At 70.5% G+C, this 26,654-nt stretch carries 25 protein-coding genes; 13 read left to right on the plus strand and 12 right to left on the minus strand.

Annotation, left to right across the window (positions count from 1 at the left end):
* Positions 1–27 precede the first annotated feature (27 nt).
* Positions 28–723, plus strand: a complete 696-nt coding sequence (locus tag ACH54P_RS31045) for a DUF2334 domain-containing protein (protein WP_489906868.1) — start codon at positions 28–30, stop codon at positions 721–723.
* 39 nt (positions 724–762) lie between these two features.
* Here the strand turns inward: ACH54P_RS31045 and ACH54P_RS31050 are convergent, their stop codons facing one another.
* Positions 763–1,398 carry an MBL fold metallo-hydrolase gene (locus tag ACH54P_RS31050; protein ID WP_489906869.1) on the minus strand — a complete coding sequence of 212 codons (636 nt, stop codon included), beginning with the start codon at positions 1,396–1,398 and terminating at the stop codon, positions 763–765.
* Positions 1,399–1,615: 217 nt separating this feature from the next.
* Here ACH54P_RS31050 and ACH54P_RS31055 point away from each other — a divergent pair, with 217 nt between their 5' ends.
* Complete coding sequence (locus ACH54P_RS31055; RefSeq protein ID WP_489906870.1) at positions 1,616–2,515, plus strand: hypothetical protein; 900 nt, start codon at positions 1,616–1,618, stop codon at positions 2,513–2,515.
* A 13-nt stretch (positions 2,516–2,528) separates the two neighbouring features.
* Here the strand turns inward: ACH54P_RS31055 and ACH54P_RS31060 are convergent, their stop codons facing one another.
* Entirely contained in the window at positions 2,529–3,467 is a 939-nt protein-coding gene (locus ACH54P_RS31060) for a DUF5937 family protein (RefSeq protein ID WP_489906871.1), read from the minus strand.
* A gap of 61 nt (positions 3,468–3,528) precedes the next feature.
* On the opposite strand from ACH54P_RS31060, the gene ACH54P_RS31065 reads away from it, so the two are divergent.
* Complete coding sequence (locus ACH54P_RS31065) at positions 3,529–4,674, plus strand: MFS transporter (protein ID WP_489906872.1); 1,146 nt, start codon at positions 3,529–3,531, stop codon at positions 4,672–4,674.
* 34 nt (positions 4,675–4,708) lie between these two features.
* Positions 4,709–6,205 carry an aldehyde dehydrogenase family protein gene (locus ACH54P_RS31070; RefSeq protein WP_489906873.1) on the plus strand — a complete coding sequence of 499 codons (1,497 nt, stop codon included), beginning with the start codon at positions 4,709–4,711 and terminating at the stop codon, positions 6,203–6,205.
* Between the two features lie 322 nt (positions 6,206–6,527).
* Here ACH54P_RS31070 and ACH54P_RS31075 read toward each other — a convergent pair whose 3' ends face one another.
* Positions 6,528–8,096 (minus strand): GMC family oxidoreductase, encoded by a 1,569-nt coding sequence (locus ACH54P_RS31075; RefSeq protein ID WP_489906874.1) that lies wholly within the window; start codon positions 8,094–8,096, stop codon positions 6,528–6,530.
* Positions 8,097–8,263: 167 nt separating this feature from the next.
* Here ACH54P_RS31075 and purS point away from each other — a divergent pair, with 167 nt between their 5' ends.
* Together purS and purQ are read left to right on the plus strand one after the other, a co-directional pair.
* Positions 8,264–8,503, plus strand: a complete 240-nt coding sequence (purS, locus tag ACH54P_RS31080) for a phosphoribosylformylglycinamidine synthase subunit PurS (RefSeq protein WP_013230759.1) — start codon at positions 8,264–8,266, stop codon at positions 8,501–8,503.
* Positions 8,500–9,177: a phosphoribosylformylglycinamidine synthase subunit PurQ gene (gene purQ / locus ACH54P_RS31085; RefSeq protein WP_489906875.1), complete on the plus strand. Its 678-nt coding sequence runs from the start codon at positions 8,500–8,502 to the stop codon at positions 9,175–9,177. The genes purS and purQ overlap by 4 nt, the downstream gene beginning before the upstream one ends.
* 382 nt (positions 9,178–9,559) lie before the next feature.
* Here the strand turns inward: purQ and ACH54P_RS31090 are convergent, their stop codons facing one another.
* The 3 genes from ACH54P_RS31090 to ACH54P_RS31100 form a co-directional block, all read right to left on the minus strand.
* The gene (locus tag ACH54P_RS31090) at positions 9,560–9,988 is read right to left on the minus strand and encodes a pyridoxamine 5'-phosphate oxidase family protein (RefSeq protein ID WP_489916734.1); all 429 of its coding nucleotides are present in this window, start codon (positions 9,986–9,988) and stop codon (positions 9,560–9,562) included.
* Between the two features lie 64 nt (positions 9,989–10,052).
* Entirely contained in the window at positions 10,053–11,798 is a 1,746-nt protein-coding gene (locus tag ACH54P_RS31095; protein WP_489906876.1) for an ABC transporter ATP-binding protein, read from the minus strand.
* On the minus strand, positions 11,795–13,429 hold the full coding sequence (locus tag ACH54P_RS31100) for an ABC transporter ATP-binding protein (protein ID WP_489906877.1): 1,635 nt from the start codon (positions 13,427–13,429) through the stop codon (positions 11,795–11,797). The genes ACH54P_RS31095 and ACH54P_RS31100 overlap by 4 nt, the downstream gene beginning before the upstream one ends.
* Positions 13,430–13,524: 95 nt before the next feature.
* On the opposite strand from ACH54P_RS31100, the gene purL reads away from it, so the two are divergent.
* Complete coding sequence (purL, locus tag ACH54P_RS31105) at positions 13,525–15,831, plus strand: phosphoribosylformylglycinamidine synthase subunit PurL (RefSeq protein ID WP_489906878.1); 2,307 nt, start codon at positions 13,525–13,527, stop codon at positions 15,829–15,831.
* A 48-nt stretch (positions 15,832–15,879) separates the two neighbouring features.
* On the opposite strand, the gene ACH54P_RS31110 is transcribed toward purL, so the two are convergent.
* The 5 genes from ACH54P_RS31110 to ACH54P_RS31130 all read right to left on the minus strand — a co-directional run bounded on the left by ACH54P_RS31110 (position 15,880) and on the right by ACH54P_RS31130 (position 20,761).
* A complete protein-coding gene (locus tag ACH54P_RS31110; protein ID WP_489906879.1) occupies positions 15,880–16,956 on the minus strand; it encodes a pentapeptide repeat-containing protein in 1,077 nt (358 codons plus the stop codon).
* A 3-nt stretch (positions 16,957–16,959) separates the two neighbouring features.
* On the minus strand, positions 16,960–17,916 hold the full coding sequence (locus ACH54P_RS31115; protein WP_489906880.1) for a hypothetical protein: 957 nt from the start codon (positions 17,914–17,916) through the stop codon (positions 16,960–16,962).
* Positions 17,917–18,091: 175 nt separating this feature from the next.
* On the minus strand, positions 18,092–18,961 hold the full coding sequence (locus ACH54P_RS31120; protein ID WP_489906881.1) for a lysozyme: 870 nt from the start codon (positions 18,959–18,961) through the stop codon (positions 18,092–18,094).
* A 192-nt stretch (positions 18,962–19,153) separates the two neighbouring features.
* Positions 19,154–19,951, minus strand: a complete 798-nt coding sequence (locus ACH54P_RS31125; protein ID WP_489906882.1) for a lysozyme — start codon at positions 19,949–19,951, stop codon at positions 19,154–19,156.
* Between the two features lie 105 nt (positions 19,952–20,056).
* Complete coding sequence (locus ACH54P_RS31130; protein WP_489906883.1) at positions 20,057–20,761, minus strand: type VII secretion system-associated protein; 705 nt, start codon at positions 20,759–20,761, stop codon at positions 20,057–20,059.
* A gap of 56 nt (positions 20,762–20,817) precedes the next feature.
* On the opposite strand from ACH54P_RS31130, the gene ACH54P_RS31135 reads away from it, so the two are divergent.
* Entirely contained in the window at positions 20,818–21,198 is a 381-nt protein-coding gene (locus ACH54P_RS31135) for a sterol carrier family protein (protein WP_489906884.1), read from the plus strand.
* A 20-nt stretch (positions 21,199–21,218) separates the two neighbouring features.
* Here ACH54P_RS31135 and ACH54P_RS31140 read toward each other — a convergent pair whose 3' ends face one another.
* Positions 21,219–22,016 (minus strand): SAM-dependent methyltransferase, encoded by a 798-nt coding sequence (locus ACH54P_RS31140; RefSeq protein ID WP_489906885.1) that lies wholly within the window; start codon positions 22,014–22,016, stop codon positions 21,219–21,221.
* Positions 22,017–22,216: 200 nt separating this feature from the next.
* On the opposite strand from ACH54P_RS31140, the gene ACH54P_RS31145 reads away from it, so the two are divergent.
* The 5 genes from ACH54P_RS31145 (at position 22,217) to purM (ending at position 26,636) form a co-directional block, all read left to right on the plus strand.
* Positions 22,217–23,095 carry a Sco1979 family transcriptional regulator gene (locus tag ACH54P_RS31145; protein WP_489906886.1) on the plus strand — a complete coding sequence of 293 codons (879 nt, stop codon included), beginning with the start codon at positions 22,217–22,219 and terminating at the stop codon, positions 23,093–23,095.
* A 260-nt stretch (positions 23,096–23,355) separates the two neighbouring features.
* Positions 23,356–23,595 (plus strand): DUF397 domain-containing protein, encoded by a 240-nt coding sequence (locus ACH54P_RS31150; protein WP_489906887.1) that lies wholly within the window; start codon positions 23,356–23,358, stop codon positions 23,593–23,595.
* A complete protein-coding gene (locus tag ACH54P_RS31155) occupies positions 23,582–23,890 on the plus strand; it encodes a hypothetical protein (RefSeq protein WP_489906888.1) in 309 nt (102 codons plus the stop codon). Before ACH54P_RS31150 ends, ACH54P_RS31155 begins: the two co-directional genes overlap by 14 nt.
* Positions 23,891–24,009: 119 nt before the next feature.
* Entirely contained in the window at positions 24,010–25,536 is a 1,527-nt protein-coding gene (gene purF / locus ACH54P_RS31160) for an amidophosphoribosyltransferase (protein ID WP_489906889.1), read from the plus strand.
* 29 nt (positions 25,537–25,565) lie between these two features.
* Positions 25,566–26,636, plus strand: coding sequence for a phosphoribosylformylglycinamidine cyclo-ligase (gene purM / locus ACH54P_RS31165; RefSeq protein ID WP_489906890.1), 1,071 nt, complete (start codon positions 25,566–25,568; stop codon positions 26,634–26,636).
* Positions 26,637–26,654: the final 18 nt, after the last annotated feature.

Here is a 26,654-nt window from a genome sequence, read left to right on the forward strand (position 1 = left end):
GTCAGACGCGTGCGTCCCAATGGTGGCGTGGATGCTCAGTTGCTGGTTTCGCTGTCGGGAATCACCCCGCGCACGCTGCACCGGTGCGCCGACCTCGCGGCCGAGCTCGACCGCCGCAAGGTGCCGCTCTCGGTGCTGTACGCCGCCCGCACCGGCGGTGGCCCGGTGACGGAGTGGGTGCGCACCCGCGCCCGCCGCGGTGATTCCGTGCTGCTGCACGGCTACGACCACACCGTCACGCCCACGCACCGCACGGTCTACCTGGGCAAGAAGGCCGAGTTCGCGACGCTGCCGGCCCACGAAGCGCGGCTCCGGCTGATCGCGGCGAAGGCCGCCCTCGACAACGCGGGTCTCTCCGTCGACGGCTTCGCGCCGCCGCGGTGGATCGCGTCCCAGGGCACGCTGCAGGCGCTGGCCGAGCACGGGTTCCGGCTGTGCGCGGACCTCGGCGCGGTGCGGGACCTCGTCACCGGCGAGGTGCGCCGCGCCCGCGTCCAGGAGTTCACCAGCCAGTCGCACCGCACGGAGACGGTCCGCTGCTTCGCGCTGGTGCTGGCCTCCGCGCGGGCGGCCCGCCGAGGCGGGCTGGTCCGGCTGGGGGTGGACGCCACCGACCTCACCCGCCCCGGCCTCCGCCAGGCCCTCCTCGACGCCGTCGACGTCGCGCTCGAGAACCGCGCGTTCGGCGCCACGTACGGGTCGCTGCGCGCGATCGCGGCCTGACCCTTCGCGGCTTCCTCGACGGCGTCGAGGCGTGGGTGGCTAGAACTTCGCCGGTTCGGCCCGATCGAGCACCTTGACCTCGGTGCCTTCGGGCGCGAGGTTGCCGAACAGGCCGTAGTGCAGGGCCGGGTTGGCGAGCACGGCCTCGTGGATCGGCACGGCGACCCGCGGCGCGACCGCCCGCAGGTAGTCCACGGCCTCCCCGGCCTTGAGCCACGGCGCCCCGGTGGGCAGCCCGAGCACGTCGATCTTCTGTTCGGGCACGAAGAACGAGTCGCCGGGGTGGAAGAAGGCGCCGTCGTCGAAGACGTAGCCGATGTTCGGGATGACGGGGATGTCGGCGTGGATGACGGCGTGCTGCCCGCCGACGGCCTTGATCGAGGTGTCCCCGAAGGTGAAGGCGTCCCCGACGTTGGCGACCTCGAAGGGCACGCCGAGCTTCTCGACTTCGGGAGCCGACCCGGGATCGACGATCAGCTTGGCGGCCGGGTTGGCTTCGAGCACCTTCGGCAGCCGCTCGACGTCCAGGTGGTCGAAGTGCTGGTGCGTCACGAGCACGGCGGACAGTTCCCGCTCACCCTCGAAGCCGGCGGAGAAGACGCCGGGGTCGATCAGGATCCGCTCGGAACCGGTCTCCAGCAGCACGCAGGAATGTCCGAAATGGACGATACGCATCGGTGTTCTCCTTCACACGTGGTCGATCCCAGCCTAGGCCGGGGCTCCACTGGATCGCCACAACGGCTGGTCTCGAGCTGTGCCTGAGCCGCGGATCCCAGCGGTCAATCTCGGAAATGTCACAGTTGTGCCTGATGACCGAAACGATCGGCGGATAGCACGCCGGGGGCGTTTAGGCTTACGTCTTGGTACCACTGCTGGAAGGTGGTCGGTCCGCGTGCTTGACGATTTCCTGAACTGGCTTCAAGGTCGACTCGTGCGCCTCGGGGGCGCAGGTCTCGTGCAGGGTGTTCTGGGTATCCTCGGGTTCGGTGTGCTCTTGAGTGGCCTTCTCGGCAGCTTGGCGATCAAATCCGGGTTTTTGGTCGCTGCCCTCCTGGCTGCGCTGGGTGTTCTCGCAATCCTGCTGGTAAATCGCTCTGGATCTCGAACGAGGGCGGAACTCGATCGGCGTTTACTGGTCAGGTACTGCGCTTCCCTGAGGGATCGCGGCGAACAGCGGTGGAGAATTTCACGGTGGGAAGAATCGACAGTGTTGAAGCCGAACGGCGACGCTGACGAGCGTCTCGTCGTCACCGCGGTTGTCGATTCCGAGTTGCTCGATTTCTTTGCCATCCGAACCGGCCCAGGACGCGATCAGATCAAGCCGAGCCGCCGTCGGGTGAAGGTCGGAGTCAGTTCGTTCGAAGGCGAAGGACTGGGATCCTCGCAATGGGATGCAACCATGAATTGGCTCAGTGACGGTAGAGTCGAGGTGATGATCCACTTCGCGCACCCGCTGCGGAGAGGGGCGAGCATACGGTTGGCACTCGACAAACACTGGCCGGGAAAATGGTCCCCGTTGATGAAGGAGGGGCGCCCTGATACATGTGCGGTGACGTTCGCTCGCCCAATCGAGTACATCGAATGCTCTGTTGTGCTACCGGTCGGCTACCGAGCCTACTGTGATCCTGTGGGACTGCAGGAAGGTGTCGACGACTATGTCGTCGGCATCAGGGCTTTGGGTGCGGAACAAGTCGAAGCGCGGCTGGTCGCCCGCTCGATTTCCGAACAGAAACGAGTGGGCATGGTCTTGAGGTTGAAGAGCGAATCCACCCACTTGATGAAAGTGACTTGATTCGCGTAGTTGCTTACAGCTTTCCGGTGAGCAGGGCGTCGCCCAGGTCGGTGCGCCGGTACAGCACCCGGTGCCCTCGGCGCTCCGAAGCCAGCAACCCGGCCCCGCGCAGAGCCGTCAGGTGCGCCGAAACCGTCGCCGGGGCCAGGCCGTGCCGCCGGGCCAGGTCGGTCGTCGCCGTGGGAGCGTCGAGCGCGGTCAGCAGCAGGGCCCGCGTCCGGCCGAGGATCTCGGCCAGTGGCTCCGGCGGCGCCGCGGACGACGTCCACAGCGAAGCCACGCCCCGGGCCGGGTAGAGCAGGGAGATCTGCCACGGCGGCACAGTCACCACACCGACGCTCGGCCACGCGAACACCGCCGGGATCAGCAGCAACCCGCGCGAGTCGATCGAAACCCGCTCCCGGGCCCGGATGTCGACCAGCACTGACGTCCCCGAAAGCCGGACTCGCGGGTGCAGCCCGGACAGCATCGAAGCCACCCCGCCGTCGCCGAGCACCCGCGTCCGGAACGCGATGTCCGCCGCCAGCAACTCGCGCAGGCGCGGCCACTGCGGCGCCAGCAGCGCGTCCCACACCACCTCGAGCTGGTCGGCGAGCAGGTCGCGCGCCGTCGCCGGGTCGGCGGGCAGCGCGCTCAGGTCGGCGTCGACCATCGAGAGCTCCAGCGCCACCTGCGCCGGGGGCGTCGCGCGCACCGCCCGCAGCTGCGCCTGCGCCGTCGTTTCCGGGCCGTCGGGCGGCGGGCTCAGGAACTCGGTGATGTAGTGCCGCGCGCTCAGCACCGCGGCCAGCTCGGGGACGTCGAGCGCGGGCGCGTCGGACACCCACGGCAGGTGCGCCGGGTGCCCCCGGACGCCGAGCAGCGTCTGGACGGCGCCCAGCACCTCTTCCAGCGGCGAGATCGCGAACCGGACGCGCTGCGCGCCCGCCGCGGTCAGGACCAGCTCGATCATCGCTGATTCGTCCTCACCCGAATCAGTGTGCCCCACGAAGCCGCCGAACCAGCCTGGGCACATGTCGTTGTTCACCCATCGCGCCTACTGGCGCTGGTCGGCGGGCGTCCAGTTCGCGCGGCTCCCGGCGACCATGGCGCCGCTCGCGTTCACGCTGCTGACCACCGCCACGACCGGCTCCTACCGGCTGGGCGGCGTGCTGATGTCGGTCTACGTCGCCGCCGAGATGGCCGGCGCGGTGCCGGTCGGCCGGCTGCTCGACCGCGTCGGCCCGGCGCGCGGGCTGCCGGTGCTGCTCGTCCTGACCGCCGCCGGGTTCGCCGCCTTGGCCGTGGCCGCCGCGAACGGCGCGCCGAGCCCCGTGCTGCTCGCGCTCGTCCTCCTCCCGGGGATCGCCGGCGGTGCCCTGTCGGGTGGCTTCCGGACGCTGCTCGCGGACACGGTCGACGACGCGCTGCTCCCGCGCGCCATCTCCGTCGACGCGATGATCCTCGAAGGCGTGCTCATCGGTGGCCCGGCCCTGGTCGCGCTGCTCGACCTCGCCGGCACGTTCGTCCCGGTCGCCGCGATGGCCGCCGCCTACGTCGTCGCCGCGGCGCTCGTCCCGCGCCGCGCGGGTGACCACGATCGGGTGGAATCCGGCCCGGACGCCCCGCCCGCGACGCTGCTGACCTACCTGCCCTGGCTCTGCTGCGCGTTCACCGTCGGGCTGCTGCTGTCGACGATCGAGGTCGCGCCGTTGCCGCTGGTCCAGCGCCTCGGCGCGCCCGGGACGGCGGCGCCGGTGGTGATCGCCGTGCTGAGCGGGGCGAGCATCGCGGGCAGCGCGCTCTACGCGTGGCGCGGCAAGACCGGCGACCCGCGGCTGTTCCTCGGCGGGTTCGTCGCCGGCGGGCTCGTGCTCGCCGCCGATCTCGGCTGGCCCGGCTTGCTCGGGTCGGTGGCCGTGATCGGTGCGTGCACCGGGCCGCTGGTGGCCGCGACCTCGGTCAACCTGCAGCGCCTCCTGCCGAAGAACCGCAGGTCAGCGGGGTTCTCCCTGAGCTTCACGGTGCAGGCGGCCGGCTTCGGGCTCGGTTCGCTGGCGGTCGGCGTGCTGCCGTTGTGGCTCGCGCCGTTGTTCGGCGTCTTTGCCGCGGCGATCGCCGGTGCAATGCTGGTGATGAAGCCCGCGCGAGCTATTGGCACCATGTCAGTAAGGTCGTAACCTGGGCTGACCCTCGACCTCACGGGAGACGCCGATGACTGCCGTCCAGCCAAAGCCGACGTCGGTCGGCGAGACCTTCGACTCGCTGAGCCCGGCGACCGACGAGGTGGTCGGAACCTACCCCGTGCACAGCGCCGAAGACGTGCAGGCCGCCGTCGCGCGGGCGCGTGTCGCGGCGAAGTGGTGGGCCGACCTCGGCTTCGCCGGCCGCGCGGAGCGGCTCCGCGCGTGGAAGGGCGTCCTGACCCGGCGGCTGCCGCAGCTGTGCCAGGTGGTCCGCGACGAGACCGGCAAGCCGATCGCCGACGCGCAGCTCGAGAGCGTCCTGGCCATCGAGCACATCGCGTGGGCGGGCAAGCACGCGAAGAAGATCCTCGGCAAGCAGAAGCGGTCCGCCGGGCTGCTGATGTCGAACCAGGCGGCCACCGTCGAGTACCAGCCGCTGGGCGTGGTCGGCGTGATCGGCCCGTGGAACTACCCGGTGTTCACGCCGCTCGGCTCGATCGCCTACGCGCTCGCGGCGGGCAACGCCGTGGTGTTCAAGCCCAGCGAGTACACCCCCGGCGTCGGGAAGTGGCTGGTCGACGCGTTCGCCGAGATCGTGCCGGAGCAGCCGGTGCTGCAGCTGATCACGGGGTTCGGCGAGACCGGTGCCGCGCTGGTCGGCGCGGGCGTCGACAAGATCGCCTTCACCGGCTCGACGGCCACCGGCAAGCGGATCATGGCCGCGGCCGCCGAGACGCTCACCCCGGTGGTCATCGAGGCGGGCGGCAAGGACCCGGTGCTCGTCGACGCGGACGCCGACCTCGACGCCGCCGCAGACGCGACGGTGTGGGGCGCGTTCTCCAACTCGGGCCAGACCTGCATCGGCGTCGAGCGCGTGTACGTCCACGAGAACGTCCACGACGAGTTCGTCGCGAAGGTTGTCGAGAAGACGAAGGACGTGCGCGCCGGCTCCGACGAGGCGGCCCAGTACGGCCCGGTGACGATGCCTTCGCAGCTTTCGGTGATCAAGCGCCACATCCAGGACGCGCTAGCCCGCGGCGGCAAGGCGGTCCTGGGCGGCGAAGACGCGGTCGGCGACCGCTACGCCCAGCCGACGGTCCTGATCGACGTCCCGGAGGACTCGGAAGCGGTCACCGAGGAGACGTTCGGCCCGACGGTGACGATCGCGAAGGTCCGCAACATGGACGAAGCGGTGGAGAAGGCGAACAACACGAAATACGGCCTGGGATCGACGGTGTTTTCGAAGTCCCGAGGCGTCGAGCTGGCCGAGAAGCTGCGCACAGGCATGACGGCGATCAACGCACCCCTGTCGTTCGCGGGCATCGCATCCCTGCCCTTCGGCGGCGTCGGCGACTCCGGCTTCGGCCGCATCCACGGCCCGGAGGGCCTACGAGAGTTCGCCCGCACAAAGGCGATCGCCCGCCAGCGCTTCACGGCACCGATCACGCTGACATCGTTCAACCGCAAGGATTCAACGGACGCCTTGGTGGCCAAGCTGGTAACGATCCTCCACGGCAAGCGCTGAGCGGCTCCGGGGTTGTGGATCAGTGTGCTCCACAACCCCGGAACTGTCGGTGCTGCTCGGTAAAGTGGATACCGGGGGCCGAGGGCCGCCCTCAGCGGCTGCGGATCAGGTCGGGGCCTTCGCGGAGCCCTGCGGCTACTCGATTCGCCGCGGTCGGCGGTGCCGATCTTGTGCGGGATGATCACGCGACGGCCCGCCGCGGAACGGCACGCGAGTCGGCTGAGCGCGATCGGCCGAGCGTGACCGCCCTGGAATGGCAAGCGAATCGCCCCGGCCGGGCGCAACTGGCCGCCCGGATCGACCGAGCGGCACCAACCAGCCCTCAGCGTCCCCGGATCAGGTCCGCCGCCTTCTCCGCCACCATGATCGTCGGCGCGTTCGTGTTCCCGCGCGGCACCACCGGCATCACCGACGCGTCCACCACCCGCAGCCCCTCCACACCCTGCACCCGCAGTTCCGGATCGACCACCGTCCCGATCGAGCACGTCCCGACCGGGTGGTACAGCGTCTGCGTGTTCTCCCGGATGTGCTCGGCCAGCTCGGCGTCGCTCAGGTCGTGGCGCGCCGGCAGGAACGGCTGGTCCAGGAACCGCTTGAGCGGCCCGGACTTCCCGATCTCGATCAGCGCCCGCAGCCCGGCGATCATCGCGTCCATGTCCCGCGAATCCGCGTAGTACGCCGGGTCGATTTCCGGCTTCCACAGCGGGTTCGCCGACTTCAGCCGCAGCCGGCCGCGGCTGGCGACGTCCACCACCGTCGCCGCGGACGTGAACCCCGCGACTGTCGGTTCGCGCAAACCGTTGTCGTAGAACAACGACGGCACGGCGTGGATCTGCATGTCCGGCCCGGCCAGACCATCCACAGTGGAGAAGAACGCGCCCGCCTCGCCGATGTTCGACGTCAGCGGCCCGCGCTTCGTCAGCTGGTAGCGGAGCAGGCCGCGCGGCGTGGCCGCGTCGACCAGGTCGGTGGTGCCGCGCGTGGTCCAGATGATCCCGCACGCCGGGTGGTCGTGCAGGTTCTCGCCGACGCCGGGCAGCGCCGCGACGACGTCGATGCCGTGCTCGCGCAGGTGCTCGGCCGGGCCGACGCCGGAAACCATCAGCAGCTGCGGCGAGTTCACCGCGCCACCGCTCAGCACCACCTCCGACGACGCGCGCGCGGTGCGCTCGACTCCGTTGTCCAAATAGGACACACCGACGGCGCGGGTGCCTTCGAAGACGACGCGCGTGGCGGGCGCGCACGTCTTCAGCGTGAGGTTCGGCCGGTCGAGGGCGGGCCGCAGGTAGGCGTCGGCGGTGGACCAGCGGCGCCCCTTCTTGCAGGTCACCTGGTAGACGCCGGCGCCCTCCTGGCTCTCGCCGTTGAAGTCGTCGGTGCGCTTGAGCCCCCACGCCACGGCCGAGTCGACCCAGGCGTGCGACAGCTCGTGCGTGAACCGGCGGTCCTCGACGTGCAGCGGACCGTCGGTGCCGTGCAGCGGACCGCCGAGCCGCTGGTTGCCCTCGGCGCGCTTGAAGTACGGGAGGACGTCGTCCCAGCCCCAACCCGTGGCGCCGTGCTGATCGCGCCAGCCGTCGTAGTCGGCGCGGTTGCCGCGGATGTAGATCATCGCGTTGATCGACGAGCAGCCACCGAGCATCTTGCCGCGCGGCCAGTACGCCGTCTTGCCGGTGTGCTTCTGCTCGACGGTCTCGTAGTTCCAGTCCCACTTCGTCTTGAACAGCGACGCGAACGCGGCCGGGATGTGGATCTCGTCCGCCGTGTCCTCCGCGCCCGCCTCGAGCAGCAGGACCTGGGCCGTCGGGTCTTCGGTCAGCCGGTTCGCCAGCACGCAGCCCGCGCTCCCGGCGCCGACGATGACGTAGTCGTAGGACTCCTGGACGGCCACGGTGCCTCCTGTTGGCGAGATGTCAACGACTCATCATGGCGCAGCGCCGCGCCGGGGGCCAGTCTAGGTTTTCCGGTGGCCCTCGACACCTGGGCGACGGGTCGGCGGACCGGGTGAACTATGCTCGCGGGGTACCCACGACCTGCGTGAATAAGGAGCAGCCTGCCGTGGCCCGAGTCGTCGTCGACGTCATGCCGAAGCCCGAAATCCTCGACCCGCAGGGCCAGGCCGCGCTCGGCGCCGCCGGCCGCCTGGGGTTCACCGGGATCACCGAGATCCGCCAGGGCAAGCACTTCGAGATCGAGGTCGACGACACCGTCGACGACGCGACGCTCGAGAAGATCGCCGAAGGCTTCCTCGCGAACCCGGTCATCGAGCAGTGGACCATCACCCGGGTGGACGCGTGAGCGCGCGCATCGGGGTCATCACCTTCCCGGGCACGCTGGACGACGGCGACGCCGCCCGCGCGGTGACCTACGCCGGCGGCGAGGCCGTGCCGCTGTGGCACGCGGACGAGGACCTGCGTGACGTCGACGCGGTCGTCGTCCCAGGCGGCTTCTCGTACGGCGACTACCTGCGCGCGGGCGTGATCGCCCGGTTCGCGCCGGTCATGACGCCGGTGATCGAGGCGGCCCGCGCGGGGATGCCGGTGCTCGGCATCTGCAACGGCTTCCAGATCCTGTGCGAGGCCGGCCTGCTGCCGGGCGCGATGATCCGCAACCAGGGTCTGCACTTCATCTGCCGCGACCAGTGGCTGCGGGTGGAGAACAACGCGACGGCCTGGACCACCCGGTACGAGCAGGACGCCGAGATCCTCATCCCGATGAAGAACATCGACGGCTGCTACGTGGCCGAGCAGTCCACTTTGGACGAGCTCGAGGCCGAGGGCCGCGTGGTGTTCCGGTATGTGGGTGGTAACCCGAACGGGTCGCGCAACGACATCGCGGGGATCCGCAGCGAGAACGGCCGGGTGGTCGGGCTGATGCCACACCCGGAGCACGCGATCGACGCGTTGACCGGGCCGTCGGACGACGGGCTGGGCATGTTCTTCAGCGCGGTGGACGCGCTGGTCAAGGCCTGAGAGCGGCCCTCGGCCGGGGTGCTTCGCGCACCCCGGCCGCTTGGGCGCGCGAGCCGGCCGCCCCGGTACGCGAGCCGACGTTCTGGGTGCGCGAGCCGACCGCCCTGGTACGCGACGTCCAGGTGCGCGAGCCGAGCGTCCAGGTGTGCGAGCCGAAGTTCTGGGTGCGCGAGCCGACCCTCTGGGTGCGCGAGCCGACCGTCCAGGTACGCGAGCCGAGCACGCGTGTCGACCGCTCAATCACGCGTGCCGACGTTTCGCGCACCACCGCGCGGCGCGTGCGCGCAGCTGGGCGGCCCTCGGCCCCCGGTAACCATTCTACCGGCGCCCACCGACAGTTCCGGGGCTGTGGACGCGAGTTGTCCACAGCCCCCGGCCCACGTCAGCTCTTACTTTGGTCGTTCGACAGCCACTTCTCCGGCCGTACCCGCACGAGCACCGACTGCGGACCCAGTGCCGAGTCGACGTAAGCCGTCGCCTGGTCTGAAGGCCAGTACCGCCCCGCGATCCGCAACGCCTGCTCGCGCGTCGGCGGCTCGTCGTTCGCCACCACCGGGCCCTCGACCGTCACGTACTTGTACGGCGGGTTCTCGTCCTGCGCGACCAGGCTCAACCTCCCCGCCGCGCGGATGGACCGGTCCTTGACCGTGTCGCGTTCCATCCAGATCAAGACCTCGCCGCCGGGCGAGTAGTCGTACCAGACCGGGACCGCCAGCGGAGCCCGTCCCACACGCTCCACCGCCAGCACCCCGACGTGCGCCCCACTCAAGAACGACTCCCGCTCCGCGGCGGTCATCACGAACGACGACATGTCACTCCCCAGGTAGATGGTCATCCACGGGGAGCAACACGTCGACCGTTCCGGACATTCCGGACTACGAAGCCGCCGCCACCAGGCGGGCGTACGAACCGCCCGCCGCCAGGAGGGACGCGTGGGGCCCCAGCTCCGTGATCCGGCCGCCCTCGACCACGGCGACCCGGTCGGCCGCCGCGGCCGTGTGCAGGCGGTGGGCGATCGCGATCACCGTGCGACCCTCGAGCACGCTGTTCAGCGACTTCTCCAGGTCACGCGCCGAACCGGTGTCCAACAGGGACGTCGCTTCGTCCAGCACCAGCGTGTGCGGGTCCGCCAGCACCACCCGGGCCAGCGCCAGCTGCTGCGCGATCGCCGCGGGGACGGGGTGCTCGCCCGAACCCAGCTTCGTGTCGAGCCCGGACGGCAGCGACGCGACCCACTCCGACGCGCCCGCCGAGGCCAGCGCCGCCAGCAGCTCGTCGTCCGTCCAGTCGCCGCCCGCCCGGCGCGCCGGCAGCGCCAGGTTCTGCCGCAGCGTCCCCGAGAACACGTGGTGCTCCTGGGTCAGCAGCAGGACCTCGCCGCGCAGGATGTCGTCGGCCAGGGCCGAGACGTCCTGGCCACCGATCCGGACCGACCCGGACGACGGCGCCGCGATGCCCGCCAGCAGCCGGCCGAGCGTGGACTTGCCCGCCCCGGACGGCCCGACGATCGCCAGCCGCTCGCCGCGCGGGACCCGCAGGTCGATGCCGTGCAGCACCTCGCGGTCGGCGGTGTAGCTGAACCGGACGCCGTGGACGTCGATGTCCCGCCCGCGCGGCACCTCCGTCACCTTGGTCGACTCTTCGAGGGACACCGAGTGGACGCCGCGGATCCGGCGCGCCGCGGCCGCCGCGACCTGCAGGTCCTCCAGCCAGAACAGCGCCTCGTTGAGCGGCGCCGCCATCGCCTGCATGTACAGCAGCACCGTGGTGATCTCGCCGAGCCCGGCCCACCCGCGCGTGTACGCGAGCAGCCCGAGCGGCAGCATGACCGCCAGCGGCACGACGTAGCTGATCTCCAGCGACGGCAGCCACCGCAGCTGCAGCGCCCGCATCCGCCGCTCGCCGAGGATGCTCTGGTCCAGCGCGTCGTGTGCCGCGTCGATCCGCCGCCCGGTCAGCCCGAGCGCCTCGACCGTGCGCGCGCCCTCCGCCGTCTCGTGGACGCTGGTCGTCAGGTCCGCCCAGCGGTCGAGCATCCACTGCATGATCGACGGGATCCGCCGCTGGTACCAGACGTTGACGGGCACCAGCAGCGGCACCGCGACCAGCAGGCCCAGCGACAGCAGCGGCGACGTCAGCACCATGGCCGCGACCGTGAACACCACGGTCACCGCCGCGACCAGGATCTCCGGCGCCGCGAACCGCGCCGCGTGGTCGATCCGGCCGAGGTCGGTGGTGGCCCGGCTGAGCAGGTCGCCCGTGCCGGCCGCCTCGACCGTGCCGAGCGGCAGCTGCAGCGCCGTCCCGACGAACTCCTCGCGCGTCTCGGCCAGCACCAGCTCGCCGAACACCGCACCGCGCATCCGGGCGATCTTCCGCGCCAGCGCCTGCAGCACCAGGATCGCGAGGAACGCCACCGCCAGCACGTCGACGTGGCCCGTCGTCGTGCCGGCCGCGACGTCGTCGACCAGCGCGCCGAGCAGCTGCGGCCCGGCCAGCCCGATCAGCGTGGCGACGGCCAGCGAGCCCAGCAGCAGGCCGAACTCGCGTTTGTGGCTCGCCGCCGTCTTCAGCGCCCAGCGCCGGACGTCCCGCCGGGACGCCGTGGGGAGCCGTTTCATACCGTCACTACCTTCGCCGTGAAAACCTCGTCGGCCACATGTGTCCACAAGGGACTCTGGCTGAACACCACCGTCGTCTTGCCGCGCCGCAGCTCCGCGACGCGTTCGGTGATGCGTGCCTCCGTGTGCGCGTCGACCGCCGACGTCGGCTCGTCCAGCACCAGGACGTCGGCGTCGACGGCCAGCGCGCGGGCCAGGTTCAGCCGCTGCCGCTGGCCACCGGACACCTCGCGGCCGCGCTCGCCGATCACCTCGTCGACGCCGCCGGGCAGCGCCTCGACGATGTCGTCGGCGTCGGCCGCGTACAGCGCATCGGTGATGCTGACGCCGGTCGGCCGCGCCGGCGCCAGCTGCTCACGCAGCACGCCGGAGAACCAGATGTCCTGGTTGTGCGCGTACACGACCCGCTGCCGCAGCTCCGCGAGCGCGACGTGGTCCGCCCGGACCCCGCCGACCAGCACCTCTTCGCCCTCGGCCGGATCGGCGAACCGGGCCAGCCGGTCGGCCACCGCCTCGCCGTCCGCGCCGAAGTCGACGACCGTCAGCCGTCCGGCCGCGACGCGGACCCCGGACTCGGTGTCCACCAGCTCTAGGGGCCCATCGGGCAGCGGCACCGGCCTCTCCGGGTCCGCCAGCTTCGGGCGCATGGCCAGGAGCGCGACAACCTTCCGCGCCGCGACCAGGCCGGACGTGATCGAGCCGACCGCCTCCGTCGCGGCGGTGACCGGCCAGATGAGGAACGCCGAAACGCCGTAGAAGGCCACCAGCTGCCCGACGCCGATCTCCCCGGCCACGGCCAGCCGCGCCCCCAGCCAGGTGATCACCACGGTGACCAGGCCGGGCAGGGCGATCTCCGCCCCGGCGAGCCACGCCTCGGCCTTGCCGACCTCGATGCCGGCCCGCCGCACCCGCTGGCTCGTTTCCCGGAAGCGGGCGAAGAACCGCCGCTCGCCGCCGATGCCGCGCAGGATCCGCAGGCCGGACACGATGTCCGCGCCGAGCGCGTTGACGTCTCCGCGCTTCTCACGCTGCTTCGCCTTGCGCTTCTGCAGCGGCGCCAGCAGCGGCCCGATGCCCAGCACGGCGACCGGCACGCCGACCAGCGCGACCACGCCCAGCAGCGGTGACGTCGAGATCAGCCACACCGCCACCACGACGAACGCCAGCAGCGAGCCGAACGCCCGGCCGGTCATCTCGACGGTGTTGCCGATGTGGTTGATGTCCGTGGTGCTGATCGCGACGAGGTTGCCGGTGGTCGTCTGCTCGCGCAGGCCGGCGCCGACGCGCGTGGTGTGCGCCGACACCGCCCGTTGCGTCGAGCCCGCGCCGTGCAGCCACAAGCCGTAGTTGAGGAAGTGCAGCCAGGTCCCGGTCAGCGTCTGCACGACCCCGAGCAGGGCCGCGGCCAGCGCCCAGCGGCCGACGGCGGCGCCGTCGTGTGCGCTGACGGCGCCGATGCCCTGGCCGACCACCAGGGGCACCAGCGCGCCCGGCAGCGCCCAGACGACACCGATCGCGGCCGCGCCGAGCACCGTGCCCAGCCGGGCACGGAACACGGCGAGCAGGAAGCGGCTCGCGGTCGGCCGCGCGGGCAGCCGCAGCGGCGGAAAGGGGTATGTGGCGGAAAGCACGATTCCCGACGGTAAGCCGATACCCACCCGATGGCGACCGATTTTCGGCGGCCCACCGTCCGGGGCACCACCGGGCGGCACGTATCCTGGCGGCCGTGGCGAACCCTGACACGGACACCGTGACCAGCACCGTTGACACCACCGAGCGCGCCGGGGCGACCCCGGACCACACCCAGCCGTACCGCGAGCTCGGGCTCGCCGACGACGAGTACGCCCGCATCCGGGAAATCCTCGGCCGCCGGCCCACCGACGCCGAGCTGGCGATGTACTCGGTGATGTGGAGCGAGCACTGCTCCTACAAGTCGTCGAAGAAGCACCTGCGGTACTTCGGGGAGACCGCCACCGACGAGATGAAGGCCAAGATGCTGGCCGGCATCGGGGAGAACGCGGGCGTCGTCGACATCGGCGAGGGCTGGGCGGTCACCTTCAAGGTGGAGAGCCACAACCACCCGTCCTATGTGGAGCCGTACCAGGGCGCCGCGACCGGCGTCGGCGGCATCGTCCGCGACATCATGGCGATGGGCGCGCGGCCGCTCGCGGTGGCCGACGCCCTGCGCTTCGGCCCGGCCGACGCCCCCGACACCAAGCGCGTGCTGCCCGGTGTCGTCGCCGGCGTCGGCGGCTACGGCAACTGCCTCGGCCTGCCGAACATCGGCGGCGAGCTCGTCTTCGACCCGTCCTACTCCGGCAACCCGCTGGTGAACGCGCTGTGCGTCGGGGCGATGCGCGTCGAGGACCTGCACCTGGCGTTCGCGTCCGGTACCGGCAACAAGATCATCCTGTTCGGCGCCCGCACCGGCCTCGACGGCATCGGCGGCGTTTCCGTCCTGGCGAGTGACACCTTCTCGGGTGACGAGTCGGCGGCGGGCCGCAAGAAGCTGCCGAGCGTCCAGGTGGGCGACCCGTTCACCGAGAAGGTGCTCATCGAGTGCTGCCTCGAGCTGTTCGCCCAGGACCTCGTGGTCGGCATCCAGGACCTCGGCGGCGCCGGGCTGTCCTGCGCGACGTCGGAGCTGGCCGCGGCCGGCGACGGCGGCATGCACATCTACCTCGACCGCGTTCCGTTGCGCGCCACCGGGATGACCCCCGCCGAGGTGCTCTCCAGCGAGTCGCAGGAGCGCATGTGCGCGGTCGTCACGCCGGAGAACGTCGAGGCGTTCATGGCGGTGTGCCGCAAGTGGGACGTCATCGCCACCGACATCGGCGAGGTCACCGACGGCGAGCACCTGGTCATCACCTGGCACGACGAGGTCGTCGTCGACGTCCCGGCCCACACGGTCGCCCACCAGGGCCCGGTGTACGACCGGCCGATCGAGCGTCCGTCCACTCAGGACGCCCTGGTCGCCGACACCTCGGACCGGCTGCCGCGTCCGTCCACTCCGGACGAACTGCGCGCGGACGTCCTCAAGCTCATCTCCTCGCCGAACCAGGCGTCGAAGGAATGGGTGACGTCGCAGTACGACCGGTACGTCCGGGGCAACAGTGTCCTGGCGCAGCCGTCGGACTCCGGCATGATCCGGATCGACGAATCGTCCGGCCGCGGTGTTTCGGTTGCGACGGACTGCAACAGCAAGTTCGTCTACCTCGACCCGTACCGCGGCGCGCAGCTGGCGCTGGCGGAGGCGTACCGCAACGTGGCGACGGGCGGCGCGACCCCGGTCGCGGTGTCGGACTGCCTGAACTTCGGCGCGCCGACGGACCCGGGCGTGATGTGGCAGTTCGAGCAGGCGGTGCACGGCCTCGCGGACGGCTGCGTCGAGCTCGGCATCCCGGTCACCGGCGGCAACGTCAGCTTCTTCAACCAGACGGGCTCGACGGCGATCCTGCCGACGCCGGTGATCGGCGTGCTCGGCGTGATCGACGACGTCACCCGCCGCATCCCGACGGGGATCGGCGCGGAAGCGGGCGAAACCCTGCTGCTGCTGGGCGAAACGCACGACGAGCTGGACGGTTCGGCGTGGGCCCGCGAGCTCCACGGCCACCTCGGCGGCGTGCCCCCGAAGGTGGACCTGGCGCGCGAGAAGCTGCTGGGCGAGATCCTGGTGGCGGGCTCCCGCGACGGCATGATCTCGGCCGCGCACGACCTGTCCGACGGCGGCCTGATCCAGACGCTGGTCGAGACCGTCCTGATCGGACAGTGCGGCGCCCGGGTGTTCCTCGACGACGCCCAGGACCCGTTCGTCCAGCTGTTCTCCGAGTCGGCGGGCCGCGTGCTGGTGGCGGTCCCGCGCACGGAGGAGCTGCGGTTCACCGAGATGTGCACGGCCCGCGGCCTCCCGTGGCGCAAGACCGGTGTCGTGGACCCGGAGTCGGGCGCGCTGGAGCTGCAGGGCATCACGGAGTTCACGCTCGACGAGCTGCGCGAGGCGTGGGAGAGCACGCTCCCCGCCCTGTTCAACTGACCGTTCCGTTGGGGCCTTCGCGCCGAAGGCCCCAACGGATCCGGCTGCTCAGCCCACCTTGGCGACGATCCGCGCCTCGCCGTCGCGCAGTTCTTCCAGCGCCCACGCCGAGGGCAGCTGGACGTCCTTCTCGGCTCGGACCCGGGTGTTGTACAGCGAAACCGCGTCCGGGAGCGCCGCGAACCGCAGGTCCGTCTGTCCCCCGAACGCCGTGCGGCGCAGGTCCAGTTCGGCCGAGGCGGTCGCCCCCGTGAAGAACGCGCCCCGCGCGAACTCCGCGTCCTTGAACGCCGTGCGGCCCGCGAAGGTCGTCTCGGCGAAGTCCGCGTCTTCGGCGAACCGGGTCCCGCTGAACCAGGCGTGGCTCTCGAAAACCGCGCCGCGGCACCGGAAGTACCCGACGAGCCTGCCGTCGTCGGTGCCTGCCGCGGTGAAGTACGCGCGGCCCTTGAAGCGGCAGCCGCTGAGGTTCGTGCTGCTGTGCAGGGACGCGTACCGCAGCAGCAGACCACCGAGCAGCTTGCCCGAGAGGTCGAGGTACTCGAGCCTGGCGCCGGTCAGGTCCAGGTCGTACGCCGGACCGTCGGCGTCGCGTGCGGGCAGGAGTTCGGTGACCAGCCGCTGTGCGGTGAGCCGGACCGTGAGCTCGCGTTCCTGCTCCGGCGACTCGGCGACGGATTCGTCGTAGCGGGCGTGCGTGAACGGCCGCCGCAGGTAGGAACACAGCACGTCCAGCACCGTCTGCGCGTACGCAGGCCGGTTGCGCGCCAGCCCCGCCAACGCGTGCAGCGCTCCCACCCGCACCTGGTCGGCCTCGTGCCCGAGCAGCTCGACGGCCTTCGCGAACCGCTCGTCCGCCACCCGCTCGCGGTCCTGTTCCGCGCGCTGCGACTCGAGTTCGTGCCGCTGCCGCTCGATGTCCTGGCGCCGCTCCTCGACCCGGCGGCGGCGGTCGTTCAGCCACAGCGCGTACAGCGCCACGATCGCGCCGCCGGCCAGGCCGCCGGTCTTCAGCGCGTCACTGCGGCTGGTGGCGGGGTCGGTCAGCAGCCAGCCGCCGACCCCGAGCAGCAGCACCACCGACGCGAAGAACGTCCACGCCAGCGGTGATCGCCACAGCTTCACCGGTCAGGAGACGAGCATGGTGCTGACGCAGAAGCCCTTGTCGTCGAAGTTCGTCGCGCTCAGCGTGCCCTTGACGTTCTTGCCCGCGGACGTCCCGGTGACCTGGCCCTCGACGAGGTACTCGTCGTCCGGCACCTCGCCGAGCTGCAGCTGCAGCGGCGGCTTGAGGAACGTCTTGAGCCACGAGTCGAGCAGGTCCTTCGAGTCGGAGCAGCCCATCGCGAGCGCGCCCGCCTTGTCGCCCGCGTTCAGCTTGTCGATGAAGCCCTGCAGGACGGCCTTGGCGTCCGACGCGCCCGAGCCGCTCGGCGCCGACGGCTTCGTGGTCGGCGTCTTCTTCGTGGTCGACTTCGGCGTCGACGGCTTCGCAGACGTGCTCGACGCCGGCGGCGCCGCGACGTTGTCGTCCTTCGACAGGAAGAACCCGGGCGCGACGAACCCGGTGATGCCCACCAGCGCGAGCACGACCACCACGGCGGCGCCGATGGCGATCCACATCCCGGTCTTGCTCTTCTTCGGCGGCGCCGGCGGCCCGCCGAAGCCCTGCGAGTAACCGCCGGTCGCCGGGTCCCAGCCGGACATCTGGCCGCCCTGGTTCGGGTCCCAGGCCTGCTGCCCGTACTGCTGCGCGTTCGGGTCCGCCCACGCCGACTGCTGCTGGGCGTTCGGGTCACCCCACGCCGACTGCTGCTGGGCGTTCGGGTCACCCCACGCCGACTGCTGCTGGGCGTTCGGGTCGCCCCACTGCGGCTGCGGGGTCGCCGGGAAGCCGCCCGACGGGTATCCCTGCTGCTGGCTGGGGTCCCAGCCCTGCGGGTACTGCTGCGTCGGGTACTGCTGCTGGTTGGGGTCCCACCCGCCCTGCTGCGGGTACGGCTGCTGCTGGAAGCCGCCGGACTGCGGCTGCTGGCCGTACGGGTCGGGCTGACCGGGCTGGCCCGGCTGAGGCGGGTACGTCATCTTTCCATGCCTTCCGGGCGCTGGGTGTTCGTGCGCTTCCGACGTCCGGTGGACGCGTGCGGTTCCCCCGAGGACGTGTGAGCAGCATTCTGCAAGCTCGGACGGTACGGCATGAAACCGGCTCCCGGCCGTGACGACGCGAAGTCGTCACGATCCGGGAGCCGGGTGGTGCGGGTCAGCCGTTGGCGAGGGCCTGGAGCCGGTCGTAGGCACCGTTGAAGGTGTCCTGGTCGAGCGGGCTCGAGGTGTACTGCCAGACCGTGTAGAAGCCCCAGTTGTAGGGCAGGGTGCCGACCGACGACGAGTACCGCGCGACCCAGAGCGGGGCCGTGCTGGAGAAGTCACCGCTCACGCAGCTGCTCCACCAGCTCGTCGACGTGTAGATCACCGGGTACCGGCCGGTTTTGGCGTGGTAGGTGTCGTGGAAGTCGAGGATCCACGCCGTCATCGCCGCCTTGCTCAGGCCGTAGCAGGTCGAGCCGTACGGGTTGTACTCCATGTCCAGCGCCCCGGGCAGCGTCTTGCCGTCGCCCGACCAGCCGCCGCCGTGGGAGACGAAGTACGTCGCCTGCGCCGCGCCGCTCGAGGTGTTCGGTGTGGCGAAGTGGTAGGCGCCGCGGATGAAGCCCTGGTTGTAGGAGCCGTTGTACTGCTGCGCGAAGTACGGGTTGGTGTAGCTGGTGCTTTCCGTGGCCTTGGTCCAGACGAACCGCTTGCCCTGGTTCCACCAGTTCGCCCAGTCGACGTTGCCCTGGTAGCTGGCGACGTCCATGCCGGCCACTGTGGCCAGAACCTGGTTCGGGATGGCCTGGGCGGGCTGCGGTTGCAGGGCGGCTTTCTGCGTCTCCGGTGTCGACTTGTCACCTTCGACGCGCCGGATCTGCGACCCCAGTTCGTGGTTGTGCTGGGCGATGTCCGCGTTGATCGCGGCCACCGGGTCGACCTCGGGGGAGAACGTCGTCGCCTGGGCCGTGCTGCCGAGCAGGAGCAGCGTGGCCGGGACGACCAGGGCGGCGAAGAACCGCCTTCTTCGGGAAGTGGACATCGTTGAATCCCTTCACAGATACCCTCGCTGAGGGCGGCTTACTGCAGGTAGCCGCCCGTGCACGATTGTTAGGGACGAAGTGGCGTTTGTCACTCAGTTCCGTGAAATTGGGTATACGTGTGGGTGATTTTCCCGGGAAGTTGATCTTCAATTGGTGACCGGTTAACACTTATTACTCGAACGTTGGGCCGTTCAGCCCAGCGCGAGCGCGAGCAGCCGGTCGGCCGCGCCGTTGAACCAGTTCTGGTCGCCGGGCAGCGGGCCGCGGTCGGCGAACTGCCAGATCGTGTGCACGCCCCAGCCTGCGGGCAGCTCCCCGATGGCCGTGTTGTAGCGGGCGATCCACAGCGGATTGCCGCCGAAGCCGCCGTTGTTCGCGGTGCAGCGCTTCCACCAGCTCGTCGACGTGTAGATCGTCGGGAACCGGCCGGTCGCCGCGCGGTAGGTGTCGGAGAAGTCGCGGATCCACCCGACCATGCCCGCGGCGTCCTTGCCGTAGCAGGTTTCGCCGTACGGGTTGTACTCCGCGTCGAGCGCGCCGGGCAGGGTCTTGCCGTCGGCCGACCAGCCCCCGCCGTGGGCGAGGAAGTACCGCGCCTGCTCGGCGCCGCCGGAGATGTCCGGCCGGGCGAAGTGGTAGGCGCCGCGGATCAGGCCGGCGTTGTAGGAGCCGTTGTACTGCTGCGCGAACTGCGGGTTGACGAAGCCGGTGCCCTCGGTCGCCTTGACGTAGACGAACTTCGCGCCCGACTTCGTCGCGCCCGGCCAGTCAACCGGGCCCTGGTGGCCGCTGACGTCGTGCCCGAGCTGCTGGTCGTCGGTCCCGTACAGCACGTCGGGCGCCTCGCCGACGCCTTCGACCTTCGCGATCTGCGAACCCGCGTAGTGGTCTTCGGCCCCGGTGTAGATGTCGGCGGCCGTCGCCGGCGCCTGCCCGGCGACGAGCAGGACGGCGGCGAAGACGGCGAAGGGCAATGAACGAAGTTTCACCCTCTTGCTCCCCACCGGTCTCGTGAGACTTATCCAGTCTCACGATGCACCCGAGCCGCCGGATCGGCGACTCGGATGGTCACCCGATGGGGTTGAAGCCGCAGGTCAGCGCTGTTCGTCCGCGATGGCCTTCATCAGGTGCTCCGCCGGCACGACAGCCGTGATCAGGTCGTGCGGGTTGATCGCGACCGGGTGCCCGCCGAGCAGGCGGACGATGTCGCGGCCGAGCACGGCGCGGGCGTGCGGCCACTCGCGCGGCACCAGCGCCTTGCGCGTGTAGGCGGGCACCATGACCCGGCCGTCCGTGTTGTGGAAGCCGATGACGGTGCGCTGCACGGGCGACATCGCGTAGACGAACAGCGTCGAGTCGAGGACGACCTTCGGCAGGTCCGACGGCGGCCGGTGCTCGGTGCGGACGAGCTGCAGCAGCTGCTCGAGGTCGTTCGTCGGCTCCGGGAAACCGAGCGCCTTGGGCGAGGGCCGGTACCGGTCGTTGGGGTGGAAGTCGGCGACGACGTCGCCGGCGGCGTTCACCGGGTAGGCGCCGACGACCGCCCACGACGGGACCGGGCCGTTCGGGTCGAAGGCCTCGTCGATGACGTAGAGCCAGCTGTTGGGGTTGGCGCGGGCGTTCGTGCGCATCTCGGCGGTGATCTCGGGTGTGCCGTGCTTGCCGGAACGCCGGGCCTGCTGGCCGCCGCGCCGCGCGGCCCGGTTCTGCTTGCCGTGCCTGCCGGGGCGATCGGCTCCGCTTCCGGTGGGCTGCTGCGAAACCATCCGATCCGCCTCGTCCCGCTGCGCCATCGTCATCCCCACGTTCTCGGGTGTGCCTGAAAACTCTTGGTGCGCCACTCTACTGTTTGCCCATGGCCTCTTCGCGTTCGGTCGACCCCGGACAGTTACGTGCGGCGGTGCAGGCGATTTCCCCGTGGCTGCAGGGCGACGCGCCCGATCCCGCCCGGCCCGAACTGGCCGCGGCGGTCCGCCTCAGCCTGCGCGCGCTGGCGGCCGACGCGCCGGGCCGCACGGTCGAGGTCCGGGTCCCGCCGTTCGCCGCGGTGCAGTGCGTCGAGGGTCCGCGGCACACGCGGGGCACCCCGCCCAACGTGATCGAAACCGACCCGCGCACGTGGCTCGAACTGGCCACCGGGCGACTGGACTGGACCACGGCCGTGGCGGACGGCCGGGTGTCCGCGTCGGGCACCCGGGCCGACCTTTCCCACTGGCTCCCCCTGATCCGGCTCTGACGGACCGGGAGCGCAGGCGGCTACGGCTTGCGGCCGATCCCGCCGGCGATGGTGCGCTGGGCGACGTTGAGCTCCTTGAGGCGCGGCCCGTCCGGCCACCAGTCGGCGCACCGGACCACGCCCGGGGGCACCATCTCGAGGCCGGGGAACAGCTCCTCGATCTGCTTCTGCGTCCGGAACGTGCCGGAGCCCATCGGGCTGTGCAGGAAGAAGTCCTCCATGCGGCGCGCGGTCGCGGAGTCCTCGTCCTCGGGGTCGAAGAAGTGCGACACCGCCACGAACGAGCCCGACGGCAGCGCGTCGATGTACTCCTTCATGATCTGCGCCGGCCGCTCGGCGGCGCCGTTGTAGTGGTGCAGCGTGCCCAGCTGGAGGAAGGCGACCGGCTGCGAGAAGTCGATGTGCTGCCGGACGACCTCGTGCTCGAGGATCCGCTGCGGCTCGAAGATGTCCTCGGCGACGAAGTGGGTGTTCTCGTTCTCCTCGAGCAGCGCCCGGCCGTGTGCGAGCACGACGGGGTCGTTGTCGACGTAGACGACCTTGATCTCCGGGTTGATCCGCTGGACGACCTGGTGGGTGTTCTCGGCGGTGGGCAGGCCGGACCCGCAGTCGAGGAACTGGGTGATGCCGGTCTGGCCCGCGAGGAACCGGCAGGCCCGGATGAGGAAGCCGCGGTTCTCGAAGGCCAGGTCCTGGGCCTCCGGGGCGGCCTTCTGGACCTTGTGCAGCACCTCCCGGTCGATCTCGTAGTTGTCCTTCCCCAGCAGGAAGGCGTCGTACACGCGCGCGATGCTCGCTCGGGTCGGGTCGACCCCCACAGGAACTCGTTCGGTCCGGGTCGCGGCGTCGGGCATGTTGAACCTCGCAAGTTCTGTGTCGAAAGTCTCGTACTCTACGTAGAGTAGGACTCCACACGCATGCGGTAAACCGGGTCACCTCTTTGCGCAGGACGGCCCAACGTGTACTTTCGGTAGTCGGGCTAGAACCCCCTGGTGACGTGAGCGCGGAAGGTCCGGGAATGAACGCGGTGAACGCGTCCAGCGGCGAACAGAACATCGGCCCGACAGCGCGCCGGATGATCCTGGGCTCGCAGCTGAGGCGACTCCGCGAAGAGGCGGGCATCACCCGCCAGCAGGCCGGCTACAACATCCGCGGGTCCGAGTCGAAGATCAGCCGGCTGGAGCTGGGCCGCGTCGGCTTCAAGGAACGCGACGTCACCGACCTCCTGACGATGTACGGCGTCGAGGACCCGACGGAGCGCCAGACGTTCCTCGACATGGTCAAGCAGTCGAACGAGCCGGGCTGGTGGCGGCGCTTCGGCGACACGATGCCGAACTGGTTCACCGACCTCGTCGGCCTCGAAGAGGCCGCCGCGCGAATCCAGATCTGGGAGCCGCTCTACGTGTCGGGGCTGCTGCAGATCGAGCCGTACGCGCGGGCGATCTTCAGCCACGGCCGTCCGGAGATGGCCGACGAGCGGGTCGACCAGCTCGTCGCGCTGCGGATGCGGCGGCAGAAGATGTTCAGCAGGCCGGACGCGCCACGCGTGTGGATGGTGCTCGACGAGTCGGTGCTGTTCCGCCCCATCGGCGGGGTGAAGGTCCTCAAGCAGCAGATCGAATACCTGCTCGAGATGAGCGCGCTGCCGCACGTGTCGGTCCAGGTCCTGCCGTATTCGCGCAGCGGGCTGTCCGCGGAGCACGCGTTTTCGCTGCTGCGGTTCGGCGAACCGGAACTGCCGAACATCGCCTACGTCGAGTACCTGACCGGCGCGCACTACATCGAGAAGCGCGAAGAGATCGAGAAGTACAGCCGCGCGCTGGACATGCTGGCCGTCGACGCGGAGACGCCGGAGCGGAGCCGCACTCTGCTCGCGAAGCGCCGCCAGGAGATCTAGAAACCTGGCCCGAGCTGGGCTTGTGTGCCGACGTGTACCCGCTCAGCGGTAACCGCGCGTAGTGGTTCGGCCGTTAGGGTACTTAACTATCACCCGATAGGTTAACCGTGACCTGGTGACTCTTTACCGTGCGAGAACTTTGCAAGAAATTCTGCACGTGCATTTACCGCTGCAGCCACACGTGCTAGCCTCGAATACGCGGGCAAATGCACATGCATCTGCATTGCCCCGGAAGCTTTTCCACATCGAGAGGTGGGAACATGGCTGAGCGATTCGACAACGGCATCCCGGCCGATCGGCTGTCCGGTGCCGCGTGGCGCAAGGCGAGCTACAGCGGTGCCGTAGGCAACTGCGTCGAGGTCGCGCCGCTGTCCACCGGCGAGATCGCGATGCGCAACTCGCGGTTCCCGACCGGCCCCGCGCTGGTGTACACGCGCGCGGAGATGGCGGCGTTCCTGGCGGGCGCGAAGGACGGTGAGTTCGACGATGTCCTCGGCTGAGGCCGCCGTCGCCCCCGTCTTCGACATCGAAACCGGACTGCAGGAGCTGGTGGCCCGCGGCTACCAGTTCGTCCACCCCGCCGACGAGCGCGGCGAGGTCCTCGCCGTCGTCGGCGTGCGGGTGCACGACGACGTGGTGGACGTGGTCCGGCTCAACGCCGAGGACGACGTGGTGGCGACCCGGATGCCCGGCACCGAAGAGAACATCTTCGAGCCGGAGCGGTGGCTGTGGCGCCGCCGTGGCGAAGGCGCACAGGTGCTCACGGAGATCCTCTCGTTGCCGGAAGCCTGTTAGACATGAAGATTTCCAGGCCCTGTCCGAAGTGGTCAGTACCACGTCGGGCGGGGCCTGACTCATGTCTGCACCGTCTACACTGAAGACCGGCCTGACCACGTCTTCCCAGGAGCTCCTCGGTGGTTTCCGACCCGCAGCTCGTGTCCGACCAGCCCGAACCGGAACCCCGTGAGGAGTGTGGCGTCTTCGGCGTCTGGGCTCCCGGGGAAGAAGTTGCGAAGCTGACCTACTACGGCCTCTACGCCCTGCAGCACCGGGGCCAGGAGGCAGCCGGCATCTCCGTCTCCGACGGCTCCCAGATCGTGGTCTTCAAGGACCTCGGCCTGGTCAGCCAGGTTTTCGACGAACAGATCCTGCAGTCGCTGCAGGGCCACATCGCCGTCGGCCACTGCCGGTACTCGACCACCGGTGCGACCATCTGGGAGAACGCGCAGCCGATCTTCCGCACCACCGCGACCGGCAGCGGCCTGTCCTTCGCGCACAACGGCAACCTCGTGAACACCGCCGAGCTGCGTGAACGCACGATCGCCGCGGGGCTGAAGCCGCACGCGGGCCTGACCGGCTCGTCCAGCGACTCCGACCTGATCTGCGGCCTGCTCGCCGCGAACGCCGCGGACAAGGGCATCGAAGCTGCCGCCATGGAGCTGCTGCCGACCCTCAAGGGCGCGTTCTGCCTGGTCTTCGCCGACGAGAACACGCTCTACGCGGCCCGCGACCCGCACGGGGTGCACCCGCTGGTGCTCGGCAGGCTCGAGCGCGGCTGGGTCGTCTCGAGCGAGACGGCGGGCCTCGACATCGTCGGCGCGTCCTTCGTTCGCGAAGTCGAGCCCGGCGAGCTCATCGCGATCGACGCTGCGGGCCTGCGTTCCTCCCGGTTCGCGAACCCGGACCCCAAGGGCTGCGTCTTCGAATACGTCTACCTCGCCCGCCCCGACACCACGATCGCCGGCCGCGGCGTGCACGCCACCCGCGTCGAGATCGGCCGCCGCCTCGCTGCCGAGCAGCCGGTCGAGGCCGACCTGGTCATGCCGGTGCCGGAGTCGGGCACGCCCGCCGCGATCGGCTACGCGCAGGGCTCCGGCATCCCCTACGGCACCGGCCTGGTGAAGAACGCCTACGTCGGGCGCACGTTCATCCAGCCGTCGCAGACCATCCGCCAGCTCGGCATCCGGCTCAAGCTGAACCCGCTGCGCGACGTCATCCGCGGCAAGCGCCTGGTCGTGGTGGACGACTCGATCGTCCGCGGCAACACCCAGCGGGCGCTGGTCCGGATGCTGCGGGAGGCCGGTGCGCTCGAGGTGCACGTCCGGATCGCGTCACCGCCCGTGCGCTGGCCGTGCTTCTACGGCATCGACTTCGCCTCGCGGGCCGAGCTGGTCGCGAACGGCGTCGACCTGGACGGCATCCGGCGCTCGATCGGGGCCGACTCCCTGGGCTACATTTCCCTCGAGGGCCTGGTCGCGGCCACGGAGCAGCCGAAGTCGCGGCTGTGCACGGCGTGCTTCTCCGGCGAGTACCCGATTCCGCTGCCGGAGGACGCGCTGATCGGGAAACACCTGCTCGAAAGCCTCGACGCGGTCAATGGCGCGGCGACCCCGGTCAGCCCCGCCGGGTACGGTGCCGAAGACGCCGTCCGGCGTCCCTAGCAGTCCTTCCAGTAGGGAGTCCTTCCACCGTGAGCGAGTCCACGAGCGCCACGTACGCCGCCGCCGGCGTCAGCATCGACGCCGGTGACCAAGCCGTCGAGCTGCTCAAGCCGCACGCCGAGCGGGCCACGAGGCCCGAGGTGCTGGGCGGCGTCGGCGGCTTCGCCGGGCTCTTCTCCCTGAAGCTCGACAAGTGGAAGGAGCCGATCCTCGCGTCGTCGACCGACGGCGTCGGCACCAAGATCGCGGTGGCGCAGGCGCTGGACAAGCACGACACGGTCGGCATCGACCTGGTCGCCATGGTGGTCGACGACCTGGTCGTGACCGGCGCCGAGCCGCTGTTCCTCCAGGACTACATCGCCGTCGGCAAGGTGCTGCCGGAGAAGATCGCCGCGCTGGTCGGCGGCATCGCCGAAGGCTGCGTCCAGGCCGGCTGCGCGCTGCTCGGCGGCGAGACCGCGGAACACCCCGGGATGATGGGCGAGCACGACTACGACATGTCGGCCACCGGCATCGGCGTGGTCGAGGCGTCCGCGCTCCTCGGCCCGGAGAAGGTCCGCCCGGGCGACGTCGTGCTGGCGCTCGGCTCGTCGGGCCTGCACTCGAACGGCTACTCCCTGGCCCGGCACGTGCTGCTGGACATCGCGCGGATGCCGCTCGGCGGGCACGTCGAGGAGTTCGGCCGCACCCTCGGCGAGGAGCTGCTGGAGCCGACGCGGATCTACGCGAAGGACTGCCTGGCGCTCGCGGCCGAGACCGAAGTCCGGACGTTCGCGCACGTCACCGGCGGTGGCCTGGAGGCCAACCTGGCCCGGGTCATGCCGCGCGGCCTGGTCGCCCGGCTCGACCGCGGCACCTGGACGCCGTCGGCGGTGTTCGCCCTGATCGGCCAGCGGGGCAAGGTCGAACGCGCCGAGCTGGAGAAGACGTTCAACATGGGTGTCGGCATGGTCGCGATCGTCGGCGCCGAAGACGTCGACCGGGCGCTGGCCATGCTCACCGCGCGGCACGTCCCGGCGTGGGTGCTGGGTGAGGTCCAGCCCGCCGACGACGTCGACGGCCCGCGCGCGGTGCTCTCGGGCGACCACCCCCGGTTCTGAAACGGGGTTGATCGCGGC

The organism is Amycolatopsis sp. N2S4-7 (genome assembly GCF_058119595.1).

Excerpts from the sequence above, each read along its gene's own strand:
- ACH54P_RS31050 (WP_489906869.1), bottom strand. The coding sequence starts at position 1,398 with ATGCGTATCGTCCATTTCGGACATTCCTGCGTGCTGCTGGAGACCGGT.
- ACH54P_RS31060 (WP_489906871.1), bottom strand. The coding sequence starts at position 3,467 with ATGATCGAGCTGGTCCTGACCGCGGCGGGCGCGCAGCGCGTCCGGTTC.
- ACH54P_RS31065 (WP_489906872.1), top strand. The coding sequence starts at position 3,529 with ATGTCGTTGTTCACCCATCGCGCCTACTGGCGCTGGTCGGCGGGCGTC.
- ACH54P_RS31070 (WP_489906873.1), top strand. The coding sequence starts at position 4,709 with ATGACTGCCGTCCAGCCAAAGCCGACGTCGGTCGGCGAGACCTTCGAC.
- ACH54P_RS31090 (WP_489916734.1), bottom strand. The coding sequence starts at position 9,988 with ATGTCGTCGTTCGTGATGACCGCCGCGGAGCGGGAGTCGTTCTTGAGT.
- ACH54P_RS31095 (WP_489906876.1), bottom strand. The coding sequence starts at position 11,798 with ATGAAACGGCTCCCCACGGCGTCCCGGCGGGACGTCCGGCGCTGGGCG.
- ACH54P_RS31115 (WP_489906880.1), bottom strand. The coding sequence starts at position 17,916 with ATGACGTACCCGCCTCAGCCGGGCCAGCCCGGTCAGCCCGACCCGTAC.
- ACH54P_RS31120 (WP_489906881.1), bottom strand. The coding sequence starts at position 18,961 with ATGTCCACTTCCCGAAGAAGGCGGTTCTTCGCCGCCCTGGTCGTCCCG.
- ACH54P_RS31130 (WP_489906883.1), bottom strand. The coding sequence starts at position 20,761 with ATGACGATGGCGCAGCGGGACGAGGCGGATCGGATGGTTTCGCAGCAG.
- ACH54P_RS31135 (WP_489906884.1), top strand. The coding sequence starts at position 20,818 with ATGGCCTCTTCGCGTTCGGTCGACCCCGGACAGTTACGTGCGGCGGTG.
- ACH54P_RS31145 (WP_489906886.1), top strand. The coding sequence starts at position 22,217 with ATGAACGCGGTGAACGCGTCCAGCGGCGAACAGAACATCGGCCCGACA.
- ACH54P_RS31150 (WP_489906887.1), top strand. The coding sequence starts at position 23,356 with ATGGCTGAGCGATTCGACAACGGCATCCCGGCCGATCGGCTGTCCGGT.
- ACH54P_RS31155 (WP_489906888.1), top strand. The coding sequence starts at position 23,582 with ATGTCCTCGGCTGAGGCCGCCGTCGCCCCCGTCTTCGACATCGAAACC.